We start from the raw sequence: 17218 nt of genomic DNA on the forward strand, positions 1-17218 counted from the left end.
TCATGATTCGCATAGACCCGATGCGATGACCGACCTGCAACGGATACGACGGACCCATACCGTTCGTTCACTGGCAGTCACCATCCTGCTTGTGATACTCCTGGTTGCTCTCGCGGTGTCCGACTTGGTTCTGGGACACCGCACATACTCCATGAGCGACTTGATTGGAGCACTTCTGGGGCAGGGAGACGAAGGGACCAGATTCGTGATTCTCCAACTCCGCATGCCCAGGGCACTAATCGGCTGCGCCGCCGGCATCGCATTCGGCATGGCCGGAATTGGTTTCCAACACCTCCTGCGCAACATGATGGCCAGCCCGGATATCATCGGCATCACGGCAGGAGCCAACACGGCCGCCATCTTCGGCATTGTCGTATTGGGCCTGTCGGGCATGCCCTTGGCCTGCCTGGCGGTCATGGGCGGTCTCCTGACAGCCCTGCTGGTCATGGCTCTGGCCTGGCGCGGTTCGTTCGACCAGACCCGGCTGATACTGATCGGAATCGGAGTGGCCGCAGGGTTCAATGCTCTGGGTTCCTGGCTGATGGTTCGCAGCAGCCAATGGGACATCCAGGCAGCAACCCGATGGCTGACGGGCAGCCTGGCCGATGCCCTGTGGTCCGATCTACCCATACTGGCAACAACAACCCTGGTCGGCGCCATGCTCCTGCTGGCACTCGACAGGAATGTCAGCACACTGCAGTTGGGGCCGGGAATGGCCGCCGGACTGGGAGTCAGGGTAAGCCGTGTCCAGTTCGAGGTGATTATCGTGGGTGTGCTGCTCCTGGCTGTCGCAACGGCGACCACCGGTCCCATCTCCTTCGTTTCGTTCCTCTCCGGCCCGATCGCCGCGGTCCTGGTTGGGCGGGGAGCATCGGCCCTTATCCAGTCTGGCCTGGTGGGAGGTTGCCTGGTTCTGGGGTCGGACATCGTCGCCCAACATCTGCCCACGACCCAGGTGCCGGTCGGCATCATCACCAGCATTGTGGGCGGCCCCGTCCTCATCCTGATCATGGTCCTCATGACCCGCAGACAGGAGCTCTGACCATCATGACATCACCTCCGGCATACGACGCTTGGAGCAGCGCGCATAGGCTGACCGCCTCGCACCTTCGCCTCACCTATGGCGGGCGTACGGTCATCGAGGACCTGAGTCTGGATATACCCCCACACACGATGGGGTCCGTCATCGGACCCAACGGGTGCGGAAAATCAACCTTCCTCAAGGCTATGGCCAGGATACTGAAACCAGCCTCGGGGACCGTCATGCTGGACGGAGATCCCATCACCAGCATGCCCACCCGCAAGGTTGCAACGATTCTGGGGTTACTGCCGCAGAACCCGTCAGCACCCGCAGGCATCACCATCGCCGACCTGGTCGCTCGCGGCCGATACCCCCACCACCACTTCATCGAGCGGTGGACGACCAAGGACGAAAAGGCGGTAGAACGGGCCCTTGCCCTGACCGGACTGACCCATATGGCGGGGTGCCCAATCGACCGCCTGTCCGGAGGCCAACGCCAGCGCGCCTGGATTGCCTTGACCCTCGCCCAGCAGACCGACATACTCCTTCTTGACGAGCCGACCACCTACCTGGACATCGCCTACCAGCTTGAGGTGCTTGACCTGCTGAGCACCCTGAACAGACAGGAGGGCGTCACGGTGGTCATGGTTCTCCACGACCTGAACATGGCCGCCAGATACTCGGATTGGATCCTGGCCATCAAGGATGGCCGGATGGCCGCCTTGGGTGCTCCCGATGAGGTCATGACCGAGAGTCTGGTCAGAGAGGTATTCGACATCGCATCCACCGTGGTGACCGATGAGTCCACTGGCACCCCGCTGATGACACCAGTGCTCTTCCATAGTCTTAAAGCTCACTCTGGCGGGGCTTGTAATGTACACGTACACTGAGATGAATCGGCAGGACGACACCGAACAATCCAATGATGTAAAACTCTTGAAGTAAACCCCTCTGTCCCAACCAGAAAGCCCCAAAACCAACAATTCACGAACCTTGACAACCCGGAACGGAGCCCCATCCTCAGGCAACTTGGCGTTCAGATCAACCCATAAACCTCAACTGAAAGAGAGCCAGCCATGGAACAACAAGCCACCAATCATCCTGTACCCTTGATCCCCTTCCGTGTCTCCGTAGCCAGAGCGGAAACGCTCTCGCCCCACTTCAAGCGAATCGTCTTCCAGGGACCGGATCTGAAGATTTTTGCAGATGCGGGCTACGATGAACGAATCAAAATCCTCCTGCCCCTCCCCGACGGATCCGTGCCGCCCCCTTCCTTCTTCAAAGCGACCCCTGAAGATCCGCTTGCCTGGTACCAACAATGGAGGACCCTGCCCGCAGAGAGCCGCAATCCTCTGCGCACCTATACGGTTCGCAAGGTCAGGCCCGAGAGCGAGCAAATAGATGTGGACTTCGTCATCCACGATCATGCCGGACCGGCAGGAGCCTTCGCAGAGGCTGCCAGACCTGGCGACCAGGCCATCATCATCGGTCCCAACGCACAGGCGGGAGGACCAGTCGCAGGGATGGACTTTCACCCAGGCCAGTCCAGACATCTCCTTCTAGTGGGCGATGAGACGGCGGTGCCAGCCATCGCCGCCATAATGGACAGCCTGATCCGAGACTACTGGCAGGGCGACGGGGTGGCAGTGATCGAAGTCCCGACCGAAGAGGATCGTCTTCCGCTGCCCGAGCACGCAGGAATCCACGTAATTTGGACGACCTGCGACGAATCCGGACATGGACATGCCCTTATCGAAGCCATGCGCAATCTCCTGGAGGACCTGCCGATCCATTCGCCTATGTCGACTACGGCCGCAGCCGCTAAATCTTCCAAGGGATTCACAGAGATCGATATCGACAAAGAGCTGCTCTGGGAGACTGCCGATGCCACCCAGGCGGACGCCTACATCCATGCCGACGACCTGTACGCCTGGATCGCCGGAGAGGCGGCCACCGTCCGCGAACTGAGGCGCATGCTGGTCAGAGACCGGGGAATGGACCGGCGCAGTGTCTCTTTCATGGGATATTGGCGTCGGGGCCGTAGCGAGATGTCCTGACCGCCCGACCCAGTGAGTGGGCAACCTGCCATGTGCGGACAACCCACCCCCGTCTTTCTTGACCTACGAGTCAGAGAGTGATCACACGAACCCTTGACTATGTGAGTATCAGGTCATGGGTTGCCGAGTCGAACCTCGCCACAGCATCTTGCAGGACCGCAGAACCGATAGGGAGAAACTACAGGCGTGCTTGCTATACCGCGGATTGCATGGAAAGAAACCCTGTTCGGCCCCAATGAGTCATTCCTGGTCGAATCAGCCGCAGTACTCCTGGAAGAAATTGGCGATTACCTGGTGACCATACTGGCTACCGATGCTCTCGGGGTGGAACTGGACGCCCTCCATGAGCGACCGGTCCCGCCTCAGACCCATCACATAGCCATCCATAAGCGAGCGCGCGCTGATCTCCAGATCGGCGACCTGACTGACCGAGGCCTCGTCGGCAACCAGGGAATGGTATCTGGTCACGTCGAAGGTATCGGGCAGACCCTTGAAGCAGCCCTTCCCGTCGTTTCTTATCCCGCTCACCTTGCCATGCTGACGACTGGAGGCCCTGACCACCCGAGCTCCGGCGTGCACCGCGATGGCCTGCATGCCCAGGCAGATGCCAAAGACCGGCTTCCGTCCTGCCACTTGGTCCAAGAGCTCCAGGTAGCCGCAGTCCTCCGGGCGCCCCGGTCCAGGACCCAGAACGACCGCATCAAAGGCGAGCGGATCCACCTGCGCAAGGCGGTTCACCCGGACAATGGTCGTATCGGCGCCCAGCAGGTCCACGTAGTTCTTGACCACATAGATGAAACTGTCGAAGGCATCAACCAGCAAGACCTTCATGGGCCAGCTCCTTTCCGGTGATGGCCAGGTAGGCCGAACTCATCTTCTTCATGGTCTCCTGCCACTCGCTCTCCGGCTGGGAGTCCTCGACAATCCCGGCCGAGGCACGCAGATGATAGCTGCCGGAATGGTAGGAGGCTGTCCGTATGCACAGCGCAGTCAGGACCTGACCGTCAAATCCAAGGAAGCCCACAGCTCCGGCATATACCCCGCGTGAACTGATCTCGGTCTCCTCGATAATCTCCACGGCACGTACCTTGGGGGTTCCTGTCATGGTGCCGGCGGGAAAGGCGGCCGAGAAGATGTCATACTTGTCCAGACCAGGCCGGATCCGGCCGACCACATCCGAAACCATATGAATGACGTGGGAGTAGACCTCGGTGGTCATCAGCCGGTCCACCTCCAAGGATTCGGGAGTACAGCACCTAGCTACGTCGTTGCGACCCAGATCCACCAGCATCAGGTGCTCGGCCCGCTCCTTGGGATCGCTGGTCAGCTGCCTGATAGCCGCCTGGCGGGCCTCCTCACCTCCGGGATTGCCGACCGTTCCGGCGATGGGCCGCAGGGTTATGTCACCATCTGGGGTCAGCCCAATGAAAAGCTCGGGGCTGGCTCCAATGACATGCACCCCTTGGGGGGTCACGAAGTAATACATATAGGGGGATGGATCCTGCAGACGCAACCGCTGGTAGACCTGGAAGGGCGGAATGCGGGAATCCGCCTGGATCTCATGCCCGAGCTGGAGCTGGTACACATCTCCCTGGGCTATGTGCTCCTTGCCCTTGGCAAACCACCGATAGAAGAGATCCCGGTCAATCGTGTCATGGGCGCTGTAAGGAAAGACCGGTCCGATATCCTTAGGCCCTGCACCAGTCCGGGCAAGGTCTTCTGCAAGGAGGGCGTCAGATTGCAGTAGGCCCAGTATGTCCGCAAACCGAGCGGACTCATGCCCAGCGCTCTCCCCCTCCGGCTGCCCGTCGGGCCTGCTGACCTCGATGCCAGCCGCGTCTTCCCCGCTTCCTAGACCACCCCGGATGCCATACCCGCCAGAGTCGCCGCTCAAATGGATCAGCGTGGCACAGTGGCTGCCAGCCCTCAGGTCCAGGGTGATGATTCCCCGATAGAGGGTCAGCGAGATGACCGGCAGGGCCGCATCCCTAGGAATGCGCTCTTCCAGGTCCTCAATCATGAAAATAGTGTCATACCCGAAGTAGCCGAACCACCCCATCCCGAAGGGGCCTTCATGGCCGCCACTGATGGCGAAGGAAGACTCAATCCCCCTCAGTACCGCGAACACCTCCTGGATGTCGGGGACCGGATGGCGAACCACCCCTTGCTCAATCCGGCCGAAGGCCTCCAAAAGTCCTGCCAACTGTACGTTATCCAGCGGATCAATGGTCATAACGTGGCCCGTCACGCTCAGGGTCAACATCGGCTCGAATCCGATCACCGAACGGTTCCTGTCCGGATCGGGACCGCTCAGGGACTCCAGGAGAAAGAGCTGGTCCTCCCGATACCTGGTGCGCAAGCGCCTGTATATGGAGAGGGCGTCGAGGTCGCTGACGAATTTGTGGGATTCCAAAGTTGCGTTGATGGTCATAAGGACACTTCCTAGGTCAAACGTTGCGGTCTGGAAAGGGCGGTGAAACCTCACTCGGTGCCGATCCGGCAGGTCATGGATATGAATTTCCCTTGGCCCTATGTCCGCAAATAAAAAAGAGCAACCTCAAACACCGAGGTGAATACAGGAATCAGTAAAAGAACCGGCTAAAACATCAACGCCATCGAGCATCGACATAGAAGAAGACACCCTTGAGCAACCAAGGCTGCAGTGATGTCGTTTTCTCCATGGCCACGATGCTAGAGCACCCGGATGCATACGACCAATAGCCATCCACCATTCGGACAAAATCGGTCCATCTAAATAGATGCCGGGACCAAATCCGAAACGTGCTTGCTTAGCGACAACATGTCTTGCGTCAGGAACACCCGTTGCTGCTGATTGAAATCCCAGCCGACGAGGACTACCTTCACCTTATCTAATCCCAGCTTTGTTGAAATTCTGAAACATGACTTATGCTCCTATCAGCGCCATTGATCCAACAAGACGCCGGAGCGGCCCCGAATAAGAATACTGAGAAGCACGACAATACTGGAATGGGGTCTTTCACAGACATTAGGCAAGAGCTGACGGACAGACATCCTCGATCGAACACGTAACCAGAAGAAGATACGTACCAGGCATCTGAACAGATGCAAAAAGTTGATGATCTTGGTTTAAAAAATTAAACGTTCGCTGCGCAAACCCATTTCTGCATATTATCAGACTCTGGATCTTATACGTGGACACAGCATCCAGTGAGGTGCTGAGCGTAAAAGCAAACATCAATACACCATCAATGAAGCTCCCGCATGATTCTTTCGTAGTCCAGTCATCGTACAGCGTTGTAATTACTTAATATTTTTTAAAAATGCACGATATCGCTGGTTGAATAACAACATCTTTATTTTTGCAATGTCATATGAAGCCGGCAGGTTTGGGATTCTTTCCAGACGTTTAGCTGGAACATATGGGCATCTACCTGGCAGCATGATAAAACGCTGCTAATGGTAAATTCAGAATCAGTTAAGGCCACTCATCCTCGGTCGAACATTCCTTCGCGGTATAGACAGAGAATGGAAACCATTAATTTATCGCATGGCTTAGTTGAGGAGCTAAAAACAATCAGAACAACCGGCGTTAGGATTACTAATCATGGTTACACTTCAAGATGTCGCAAAGGCAGCGGGCGTTTCTATTGCTACAGCTTCGTGGGCTATCAACGATAACAAGGACGCAAGAATCCCCCAAGAAACGAGGCAACGAGTACGAAAGGTAGCAGTGAGCCTTGGATACAGGCAAAATGCCTTAGCAAGAGGGTTGGCCCGTGGGCAATCCGATTCAATTGGCTTCATCAGTGACGGAGTAGCGACCTCGCCCTTTGCCGGTCAGGTGATTCGTGGCGCACAAGATGAAGCCTGGCAAAATGGCAAAATTCTCCTGGTTGTAGACACTAATGGCGATAAACGCATTGAAAAAGAGACCTTTGCCTTCATGATGGAAAGACAGGTTGAAGGAATCGTATATTCAACATGGGTGCATCACGCCGTTGAACCGCCAAAAGAACTTCGCCAGGTCAATTCCGTGCTGGTGAATTGTTTTGACCGGCGCAGACAATATCCCGCTGTGGTCCCTAACGAGATCCAGGGAGGTCGATCGGCAACCGAAATCCTATTGAAAGCCGGGCATCGCCGTATTGCCTTCGTCAATGATATCGATTCTTCTCCTGCTGCCATTGGAAGGCTGGAAGGATACCGGCAGGCTCTGTCGTCCTATGGAGTGCAATTTGATCCCTCAACAATAATAAGGGCTCCAAGCAATCAGGAGGGCGGATACCGCTCCATAGAGGCAGTGCTTGCCACTAAGGCCACCGCTGTCTTCTGCCACAATGATCGCATGGCAATGGGTCTTTATGACGCCTTACATGAGAGGGGGCTCAAAGTTCCGGACGACATATCTATCGTTGGTTTTGACAATCAGGAGGTTATTTCAGCGCATTTGCATCCTGCATTAACGACAGTTGCACTTCCTCAATATGACCTAGGCGTACTAGGCATCAGGACCCTGCTCGAGAGCACCGAGCAGGAAAAGGCACAAACCGATGAAACAAGCCAAACCAAGCGCAAGATTATTCGCGTCACTTGTCCAATCATTGTGCGCGATTCAGTCTTCCCCTACAATCAGGTAATTCATCACTAGAGCAAATAGCTCTCGAAAAAAGACAACGCAGATATTCCCTATTTGACAGCGCTCGGGTTCTAACATAGGATTGCTGAAGCGCTTAAACATATAGAGTCACAGCGGAGTGAACATTTTAGGTACTCGTTCATATCCACGCTAGAAAGGAATTCATGAACAAGCTCTACTACCAGTTCCCCGGTACTTGGTTCGGAGACTGCATGCCCTTTGGAAAAGGAAACACATTCTTCCTTTTCCATCAGCGCGACACAAGACAGCCCGAGCCTTTCGGTCAACCTTTTGGCTGGTCACTAGCCACCACTGAGGACTTTGTTCACTATCAGGATTGCGGCACTGCCATTCCCAGAGGTTCTGACGACGAACAGGATCAGTTCATCTATGCCGGAAGCGTGTTCCATGGGGAGGGGCAGTACCACGCCTTTTATACGGGCTATAACAAGGATTATCCAGCTGCAGGCAAAGCCTCCCAAGTGTTGATGCATGCCGTGAGCGATGATTTGTACCACTGGAGCAAAAGCCATGAGAGCCTCAAGCTATCCCCCCAGGAAGGGTACGACGCAGACGAGTGGCGCGATCCTATGGTTATTCGCGATGAAGACCGTAAGCGCTATCTGTTAATTCTGGGAGCTCGAAAGAAAGGTCCAAAAACCGCACAGACAGGCCGGACCGTCAAATTCACATCAGACGATCTGGAACACTGGAAGTTCGAAGGTGATTTTTGGGCACCAGATCTGTTTACAATGCACGAAATGCCTGATCTGTTCAAAATGGGTGATTGGTGGTATCACATCGTAACCGAATACAGCAACAAGCACGGCATGATTTATCGAATGTCCAGAAGTCTTGATGGACCATGGCTGACACCCTACGACGATGCATTCGACGGTAGCGCATATTATGCCGGCCGGACTTTCGCTCTCAACGGTCACAGAGTGCTTTTTGGATGGGTTCCGACCAAAACCGATGATGACGATACTCATAACTACGAGTGGGGAGGAACTTTTGTCCCTCATGAACTCTATCAACGCTCTGATGGCAGCCTAGGCGCCAAACCACTGGATAGCATCCGCGATGCCTTCAACCCGGCTCAGAATATCAATGAAACATACCTTCGAGGGGATGGGAAGCGAGTTGCAAAGACACTCAGTCCGTCCTGTGGCGATATCTTTTCTTTTGAAACGGATGCAGAGTTTTCTGATGGCACCCGAACCTTTGGCTTCAGGCTATATGCCGATGAGGAGACCGGACAAAGCTATCAATTTGCTTTCCATGTACGACAGGACTTCCTGCGATTCGAAGCCAACCCGAATTACCCCTGGTTTAATTACATGAACATCGGCATGGAAAGGCCCTTGCGCCTGGAACCAAATGAGCACAATCATATTCAAATCATTGTGGACGACACCATAATGACCATCTACGTCAATGGCGTAGCGCTGAACGCTCGCGTCTACCGCCACTTTGGCGATTCACTCGAGGTGTTTGTGACTGACGGGGCGCTGAAGCTGTCAAACACCCGAATAGCAAGAGGGCTTAAAAAGGAGCGCGATAATTAATAAACCATGTAATTTTAGATCCAATGAGATTATTCAACTATTTGCTTAAGCGCTTATCCTATCTCAGGATGACCACTTTATAACAACGAAGTTATGCCCAACATGGAGGGAATTATGAAAAAGAGCACAACCATATTGGCTCTCGTAATGGCGCTTGCTTTATCAGGCGGGACGCTATCGGCTTGTGGCAATGAATCCAAAGCTGATGCCTCGGGGAAAGGACATGTCTATTACCACAGCATGAAAGTCGAACAAGTTGGCCAGTACAAGCAGCTGGCCAAGCGCTTCACCAAGAAGACGGGAATAAAAGTCGATATCACTTCCGCATCATCAGATCAGTATGAACAGTCGCTCAAGGGAGAGCTTGCCAAGTCGAAAGCACCGACATTATTCGACGTTGATAACAACAACTTCCCGAATTGGACTAGCTATTACGATGACATGTCCGACACGAATCCGTATAAGGACCTTACCAAGAAGGAATTTGCGTTAAAGAGCGAGGGCAAGGTCAGCGCTGTCCCCTTCATCATGGAACGGTATGGGCTGATTTACAACAAAGCCCTGCTGAAAAAGTACTTTGACTCAAGCTGGTCAACAATCAAGTCGGTGGACAAGATCAACAACTTCGAAGCGCTAAAGACCGTCGCGGACGAAATTCAGGAACATAAGAACGACCTAGGCGTCTCAGGAGCCTTTACCTCCGCAGGTTTCGACCCCAGCTCCATGCATAGGTTCAGCGATCAAACGGCCCATATTCCCGTCTATTACGAATACAAAGATCAGAAGACCGACACCATTCCTGCCAAGATCTCCGGGAAGTATATGCCTAACTTCAAAAACATTTTCGACTTGTATTTGAAGGATGCAACCGTAGCTCCCACCCAATTGGCCGGTGCCACTATGGAGGACGCTTACTCTGACTTCAATCTCAAGAAGGCGGTTTTTATTCAAACAGGGACTTGGGCGTATAAACAGCTGCGTGGTCAGGGTGTCGCAGACGAGGATATGGGTGTTCTCCCCATTTATATAGGCACCAAGGGCGAGGAAAAAGAAGGCCTCACCGTCAGCTTTGAGTATTGGGCTATGAATAAGAACGCATCCGACAAGGATAAGAAAGCCACCAAGGAATGGATGGATTACATCCTCAACGACAATGATGCACGTAAATATACATCGGAGGAAATGGGCTTCGAAACCCCGTTCAAGTCATATACAAAGGCAGGGTTTAAAACAGCGAACCCTATTCATCGCGCCAACGATGCTTATGCAAAAGCCGGCAATTATGATGTTGTCATCTATCCTCTTCCGTCTCAGCAGTGGGTCAGCACCTTGGGAAACGCCATGCTTGAATATGCTCAGGGAACCAAAGACTGGGGCAATGTAAAGACTGCTTTTGTAGATGGCTGGTCATCTGAATACAAGATAACGCACTGATTTCAGCAGGCCCTGATATCTCCTTCGTCGGTTCCCCTAGTGCTATCAGGAGCCGACGAAGGACATTATCAGGCCTTACTTACCGCTCCTCAAAGCGGCAATTTGCGTTGAAACTGTTTCGACATTGGAGTTTATATGCTTTCTATGGCTGGAAAATCAGTCCGCAAATGGTGGGCCCTGTTCGCTTTGCCAACTTTTGCGGCCTTTGTGATTGGATTCCTTGTTCCATTCGTCATGAGCATTATCCTGAGCTTCTGCCATTTTGCCACCGTGACGGATGCGAAGTTCATAGGAATTCATAATTATGCAGCTGCGCTCAGAGATCCAGAGTTCTGGCATGCTCTGGCATTTACTGTAGCCTTTACGGTGGTCACGACCTTGATCATCAATATCCTAGGCTTCGCCGTGGCATATTTGCTGACCACCAATATTCGTGGTGCCAACATCTTCCGTTCGGTCTTTTTTATGCCTAATCTGATTGGTGGCATCATTTTGGGATACATCTGGATGCTGCTGTTGAACGGCATTCTTGCACATTGGGGTAGATCCATCACCTATTCCGGAGTCTACGGATTCTGGGGATTGGTGATCCTATATTGCTGGCAACAGATCGGCTATATGATGATCATCTACATCTCAGGTCTTCAGAGTTTGCCTGGTGATGTTATTGAGGCAGCCCAGGTCGATGGTGCCAATGGGCGGCAAACACTCTTTCACGTCACCATCCCCCTGATGATGCCTTCTATTACCGTCTGCACCTTTCTCACAGTCACCAACGGATTCAAGCTGTTTGATCAAAACCTCGCTCTGACCAATGGCGCCCCATCCAATTCGTCCGAAATGCTGGCGCTCAATATTTATAGGACATTCTACGGGCGACCTGGGTTTGAGGGCGTCGGTCAAGCTAAGGCAGTCATATTTTTTGTCATCGTGGCTGCCATCGCAATCATCCAGAATCGCCTCACCACGAGTAAAGAGGTTACAGCATGAATGGAAAAGTCAGACATCCTGCAATCTGGACAGTGTTCTTCAGCCTCGTAAGTTTATTGTGGATCTTTCCGATAGCACTGGTTGTGGTGAATGCCTTCAAACAACGCTCTTACATAACACACGACACATTTGCCCTACCAGCTGGCAAGTTATTCGCCGGTTTTGACAACTTCAGCCGAGGCATAGAACAGACTGATTTCCTGTCGAGTTTTACCTGGACGGTCGTTGTCACAGTTGGATCGGTGCTACTGATTCTATTGTGCACCTCCATGTGTGCATGGTGGATAGTGCGCGTACACAACTGGGCTGCGAAGATACTGTATTTGCTGTTTCTCTCGAATATGGCCGTACCCTTCCAATTGGTCATGTTCACCTTGTCCAAGATCTCAGACACCCTGGGGTTGAATTCGCCTTGGGGACTGTGGATAGTGTATCTAGGATTTGGCGCAGGCTTGGCTGTATTTATGTTCACGGGTGTGGTAAAGGGAATCCCTGTCGAGCTCGAGGAATCGGCAATGATAGACGGTGCCAGCGTGCCACGCATCTTCTTCGGCATCGTGGTACCGATAATGAGGCCCTCAATCATCTCAGTGGCCATCCTTGAGGCTATGTGGATATGGAATGATTTCCTTCTCCCCTACCTAACTTTGGATCTACGGAGGTTCAGAACCTTGAGCGTGGCGATCCAGCAACTGAAAGGAAGTTTCGGATCAGTGGATATGGGAGCGATGATGGCCTGTCTGGTTTTAGCTATCATTCCCATTGTGGTGTTTTACCTTATTTGTCAGAAGTACATTATCAAGGGTGTCCTCGCAGGGGCCGTAAAAGGTTGATCCCAACCCCCGCCTTTCTTCCGTGCAATAGCGCTGCGCGTATGGAGGGGGGGGGTTCTGTGCTTGACCGATCAGCACCTAAACAGATATACAGCATTCGTCGAATGCTGGTTCGCAAGGTCCAGCAGACCGGAAGAATTCAAGATCAAGCTTAAATCATCACTTGGCAACTGAATCGGTCTTAGAGTCCTTTATCTATATAGACAAGAACCGGGTAGGGGAATTCGTCCCATGCCCGGTTCTTGTTTGTGCGGTTAAGGATAGATCAGAAATTCAACAGATCAGCCCTCGTCCGCAGCCACGCGGGAGTGGCTGTAGATCATCTTCATGGAGCAGATGAAGAGCACCATGCCCAGCAGAATGATCACGCCGCCGATCATGAAGACGTTGGCGTAGGTCGATGCCAGGCCCTGCTTGGTGCCAGCCAGGCTACCCGAACCCATGGAACCGTTGGCCATGAGCTGACCGAAGAGCGCCACGCCAATGGAACCGGTTATGGCCTGGAGAAGGTCGTTGAAGCCAAGCGCACGGCCGGACTCCTCAGGCTCCACGGTCAGAGTCGCCGTGTCAACGATGGGCTGGTAGAAGAAGGAGGTGCCGAAGTAGTAGATGCAGGGCGCCACAGCCAGGGCCCAGATCTTGCCGGCTGGGATCAGGAAGGCGATGGCGATCAGGCCGCCGCCCATGCAGGCCAGAGCCAAGATGACCGAAGCCTTGCGCCCGATCTTCTGGATGATCGGCCCGGCTGCGAATCCCATGATGCCGGCCAGGATGATGGACCAGACCAACAGGTTTGAGACCTTGGAGGAGTCGATGCCGTAGACGTTCAGACCAATGGCGTTGACGCCTGCGTTCAGGGTGTAGCTGAAGAAGTAGCCGACGAAAATGACGGTCATGGTCATAGCGAAGGCCGGGTTGGTCAGCATCTTCGGAGTGATGAAGGGGTTGCTGGCCTTGTTGACATAGACCAGGAAGGCCACCAGGGTCACAATGCAGGCGATGCCCCAGCCCCAGTTGATATCTGTGAAGAACATGGTCACCGAAGCGGCGAACAGTCCGATCAGCGTGAAGCCGATTCCATCGATCTTGGCGCCAGCGGCATGCTGGTCAGGCAGGTTCTTGGCCAGAACGGGAATGAAGAAGACGGCCACGATACCCACGCCGAAGAGCCAGCGCCAGTCAAGCAGGGTCATGTAGCCAGCCAGGAAGACTCCCAAGGCAGCGGCGAAGCGGAAGACTGCAACGAAGACGCCGTACCAGAGCACGCGCTTCTTTTTCTCCACGTACTTGGAGACCAGAACCAGGAAGATAGATCCGGAAACCTGCCAACCGGCAGACTGCACCACGCGGGCGGCAATGACGATCCAGATGCTGAAGGTGCCGAAGCACCCCAGAATCGACCCCAGCACGAAGACGATCGTGCCCAGGATCATCATCTTCTTCAGGGAAACGAAGTCGCCCAGGGATCCGTAGATGACGCAGACAATTCCCAGGATGATGCCTGGCAGAGAGGTGATCAGCGGCGCCAGGTTGGCCTGGTTGAGCTGCTTGCCGATGTTCACGTAGATCATGCCGAAGGCCTGCTGCTGGAGCACACCCAGGGTGAAGATGATTAGGACCACCGGGATGGCCACACGGGCCATCTTGTTCATTTTCGCGAACTCCGGTGTCCCCTCCTCGGGAACGGGTATGCCGTTCCTTTGCTCCTCGGAGACAGTTGACTCACTCATTATCTTTTAATTTCCTTTCATTTCTCTTTGGAAAGATTTATTTTCGCTGAACACGCGATATGCGGTCCACGAAGCTCTTGCGGAAACCGTCCACATCGACATCCACACAAACATCTGAGTTCTTTTCCTCGCTGAGGATACCGTCATAGTCAACGGCTGTCGCGCCCAAAGTTATTGGACTGGAGATTTCAACATCAACGAAGGCTGAACGCATCGTAAACAGTTCCGGCTCGATCAGGACCATAGCCGCCGAAGGGTCATACATCTTGATCCCCTCTTCGATGTGGCCGCCATCGTAAGAGCGGAAGAGGGAGCCGACCATCTTGCCGACTTCGCCTGCAGCTTCCAAATCATCGAGGTCATTGGGAATCAGGTGAGCCTTTCGGCCAATATCCAGACCGACCATAGTGATAGGAAGTCCGCTACGAAAGACCATCTTGGCTGCTTCTGGATCAACGGAGATGTTGAACTCGCCATAGACTCCGATATTCCCTCGTTCTGTTGATCCGCCCATCGAGACGATGCGCTCGATATGGCTTTTGACCTCAGGGAAAGTCGCTAGAAGAAGGGCGATATTGGTCAGGGGTCCCAGTGTCAATATGGTGACGGGTTCGGTGCTCTCCATGAGCACCTTACGTTCCTCCAAAACTGCGTTATCTTCGGTCAGCAGACTGTCGTCGGGCTCGGGAAACTCAAAAGACCCCATACCCGATTTGCCGTGCGCTTCCGTAGCAAAACGGTTGTCTCTCATAAGCGGAGCAGCCGCACCACGGGCAACAGGGATCCTCCTGCCTAAGAAAGTCAGCAGTTTGAGAGCGTTGTTGGTTGTATGTCCGATACCCACATTGCCGGATACCGAGGCAATCAACTTGATGTCAAAAGCAGACTCATCTACCAGCAAGGTAATTGCCGCAGCATCATCAATACCAGGATCTGTATCGATAATCAGAGGTTTAGCCATCAGTTCACTCCTTTTCTTTGATGTCTAATGGAAAGCTGGTCATAGGGAATCGACTCAGTACCGCTCGAACGCCGGTTCCCTCATGCTCTTATTGCGCCTGAGGAGCAACAGTGTCGGCAGCTTCGCCATGGCCCAAAGCCATTTGGAAAATCGCCCTGCAGTCGTCGCGGTTCAGCCTGACTACGGAACCTATTGCCTGGTCAGGTCCATAGAAGTCGATATTGTCCAGCATCTGCTCGATGCCATCTTCAGGAATCGAGTAATCAGCAAAGGAGATCGGCATGTTCATCGAGGTGAAGAAGTTCTCGGTTGCTGTCACGCCGCGCAAGGCCAGATCCGTAACATCCATGGTTTCATCGTGAAGGCCGAATACTTCTTGGGCATACCGGGCGAAGCGCCGAGGAGACCTTTTGATGCAATACCTCATCCACGACCCCATGATGATGGAGAGAGTGGCACCATGAGGGGTGTCATAAAGGGCACTCAGTTCGTTGGCTATGGTGTGGGTTGACCAATCCTGTTCACGACCGACCCCTAGGGTGTTGTTCTGCGCTATCGTCGAGGCCCACATTATCTGCGCACGGTATTCATAGTTTTTCCCGTCTGCCACTGACTTAGGGCCAATGGCGACCAGGGTACGCAGAGCGCCTTCAGACATACGGTCTATGAGCCCGAAAGTGTCATCCTTGGTGAAGTAGCGCTCACAGATATGCGAGAACATATCCACAACTCCGCAAGCGGTCGGGAAAGCTGGAAGAGACTCGGAAAGCAGCGGGTCCATAAAAGCCAAAGCCGGGCGAACAACGGGATTGCTCACCAGCAACTTGCGGTGCTCATCCTCATTGTTTATTACTGCCACCTGGCTCGACTCACTGCCGGCTGCAGGGCAGGTCAGGACTGCACCTACCGGAACCGTTGCCTGGGGCTCGGCAGCGCCCGTGAAGTAGTCCCAGACATCGCGGTCACTCGCCAGGCCCAGACCAATAGCCTTGGCGGAATCGATACTGCTGCCACCACCGATGCCCAGAACGCCTTCCACACCTTCGCGGCGGGCGAGTTCAATGCCCTCTCGCACCTTCTTCAACCTGGGATTAGGCTGCACACCGCCTAGCTCGACATACTTGACACCAGCCTGGTCGCAGCTCTTTTTGATCGTGTCCAGAAGACCCGTGGTTTGCAGGTAGCTGCCATCATCATGGTGGATGAGGATCTTATGCACCCCGAGTTTTGCAAATTCCTGGCCTACTTGTTCCTCAGCACCTCGTCCAAAAATGAATCTGGTGTTAATGCAGATAGTGAAATCTTGAAACATATCATACTTCTTTCTTCAGAATCGAAGCCAAATCAATTACCTCGTGAGCCACATAAGTCGGATTCGCTTCAAGTAGATGCTCGGTATCACCGTCGCCATAGGTCACACCGACTGACCTGACTGCATGAGTTGCAGCAGCCCTAATATCTCCCTGGCTATCACCGATCAATAGGCAGTCCTGCGCAGATAGGTGCCATCGATCCAAAACATAAGAGACCATGGCTTCCTTGGTCATCTCTCGACCGGAAGCCACTTCAGGGGTAATCCATCCTTGGAACTTGTCCTCCCAGCCCTTGGTGGTCAGCAATCGTTCAAGAGCCGGCTTCGGCTTCATGGTGACGATTACGTTTCCTATGCCTTTGCATCTCAATTCTTCAAGAATGATTGCTATACCCGGATATAGCCGAGTAGAGGGGAAGTCATTTATGGTCCGGTAGTGGGTGTTCACGTTCTTTTCGAAAGTTTCCAGCCTGTTTGGGCTAGGGCGGGGATTCACATGGTTGAAAATGGTCCTCATAGGGGCGCTCAAATTACTATTGTCCTGCATGAATGCAGCTGGGAAGCCACCGCCTTCGAGACTTGCAGCATACACAAGCGAGCGCCATACATCGCTGCTGCTGTCTGCAAGGGTCCCATCGAAGTCCCACAGCACCATGTGAATACCCACCAAAAAACTCCTAATTCCTGTCGTTTA

Annotated in this window: 14 protein-coding genes; 8 read left to right on the plus strand and 6 right to left on the minus strand. The window is 53.6% G+C overall.

All coding sequences use genetic code 11. From position 1 onward, the window contains the following. Positions 1–25 precede the first annotated feature (25 nt). The 3 genes from ACUIAI_RS07625 to ACUIAI_RS07635 all read left to right on the plus strand — a co-directional run bounded on the left by ACUIAI_RS07625 (position 26) and on the right by ACUIAI_RS07635 (position 3078). Positions 26–1042: a FecCD family ABC transporter permease gene (locus ACUIAI_RS07625; protein ID WP_445342045.1), complete on the plus strand. Its 1017-nt coding sequence runs from the start codon at positions 26–28 to the stop codon at positions 1040–1042. Positions 1043–1047: 5 nt separating this feature from the next. Further along, positions 1048–1911 carry an ABC transporter ATP-binding protein gene (locus tag ACUIAI_RS07630; RefSeq protein WP_445342046.1) on the plus strand — a complete coding sequence of 288 codons (864 nt, stop codon included), beginning with the start codon at positions 1048–1050 and terminating at the stop codon, positions 1909–1911. A 186-nt stretch (positions 1912–2097) separates the two neighbouring features. Continuing rightward, complete coding sequence (locus ACUIAI_RS07635; RefSeq protein ID WP_445342047.1) at positions 2098–3078, plus strand: siderophore-interacting protein; 981 nt, start codon at positions 2098–2100, stop codon at positions 3076–3078. Positions 3079–3333: 255 nt separating this feature from the next. Here ACUIAI_RS07635 and ACUIAI_RS07640 read toward each other — a convergent pair whose 3' ends face one another. Then, positions 3334–3909 (minus strand): anthranilate synthase component II, encoded by a 576-nt coding sequence (locus tag ACUIAI_RS07640; RefSeq protein ID WP_445342048.1) that lies wholly within the window; start codon positions 3907–3909, stop codon positions 3334–3336. Further along, positions 3890–5509 (minus strand): anthranilate synthase component I family protein, encoded by a 1620-nt coding sequence (locus tag ACUIAI_RS07645; RefSeq protein WP_445342049.1) that lies wholly within the window; start codon positions 5507–5509, stop codon positions 3890–3892. The genes ACUIAI_RS07640 and ACUIAI_RS07645 overlap by 20 nt, the downstream gene beginning before the upstream one ends. Before the next feature lie 1155 nt (positions 5510–6664). On the opposite strand from ACUIAI_RS07645, the gene ACUIAI_RS07650 reads away from it, so the two are divergent. The 5 genes from ACUIAI_RS07650 to ACUIAI_RS07670 all read left to right on the plus strand — a co-directional run bounded on the left by ACUIAI_RS07650 (position 6665) and on the right by ACUIAI_RS07670 (position 12521). Beyond that, positions 6665–7708, plus strand: a complete 1044-nt coding sequence (locus tag ACUIAI_RS07650) for a LacI family DNA-binding transcriptional regulator (protein WP_445342050.1) — start codon at positions 6665–6667, stop codon at positions 7706–7708. A 152-nt stretch (positions 7709–7860) separates the two neighbouring features. Continuing rightward, complete coding sequence (locus tag ACUIAI_RS07655) at positions 7861–9264, plus strand: GH32 C-terminal domain-containing protein (protein WP_445342051.1); 1404 nt, start codon at positions 7861–7863, stop codon at positions 9262–9264. A 114-nt stretch (positions 9265–9378) separates the two neighbouring features. Beyond that, the gene (locus ACUIAI_RS07660) at positions 9379–10698 is read left to right on the plus strand and encodes an ABC transporter substrate-binding protein (RefSeq protein ID WP_445342052.1); all 1320 of its coding nucleotides are present in this window, start codon (positions 9379–9381) and stop codon (positions 10696–10698) included. Between the two features lie 135 nt (positions 10699–10833). Continuing rightward, the gene (locus ACUIAI_RS07665) at positions 10834–11688 is read left to right on the plus strand and encodes a carbohydrate ABC transporter permease (protein WP_445342053.1); all 855 of its coding nucleotides are present in this window, start codon (positions 10834–10836) and stop codon (positions 11686–11688) included. After that, positions 11685–12521, plus strand: a complete 837-nt coding sequence (locus ACUIAI_RS07670; RefSeq protein ID WP_110413584.1) for a carbohydrate ABC transporter permease — start codon at positions 11685–11687, stop codon at positions 12519–12521. The genes ACUIAI_RS07665 and ACUIAI_RS07670 overlap by 4 nt, the downstream gene beginning before the upstream one ends. Before the next feature lie 281 nt (positions 12522–12802). On the opposite strand, the gene ACUIAI_RS07675 is transcribed toward ACUIAI_RS07670, so the two are convergent. The 4 genes from ACUIAI_RS07675 to ACUIAI_RS07690 form a co-directional block, all read right to left on the minus strand. Further along, entirely contained in the window at positions 12803–14251 is a 1449-nt protein-coding gene (locus tag ACUIAI_RS07675) for an MFS transporter (protein ID WP_110413585.1), read from the minus strand. A gap of 37 nt (positions 14252–14288) precedes the next feature. Further along, a complete protein-coding gene (locus ACUIAI_RS07680) occupies positions 14289–15212 on the minus strand; it encodes a nucleoside hydrolase (protein ID WP_445342054.1) in 924 nt (307 codons plus the stop codon). A gap of 88 nt (positions 15213–15300) precedes the next feature. After that, positions 15301–16524, minus strand: a complete 1224-nt coding sequence (locus ACUIAI_RS07685; protein ID WP_445342055.1) for an iron-containing alcohol dehydrogenase — start codon at positions 16522–16524, stop codon at positions 15301–15303. 1 nt (position 16525) lies between these two features. After that, a complete protein-coding gene (locus ACUIAI_RS07690; protein ID WP_211121059.1) occupies positions 16526–17191 on the minus strand; it encodes an HAD family hydrolase in 666 nt (221 codons plus the stop codon). Between the last annotated feature and the right edge of the window lie 27 nt (positions 17192–17218).

It is taken from the genome of Bifidobacterium sp. ESL0827, from assembly GCF_052606685.1.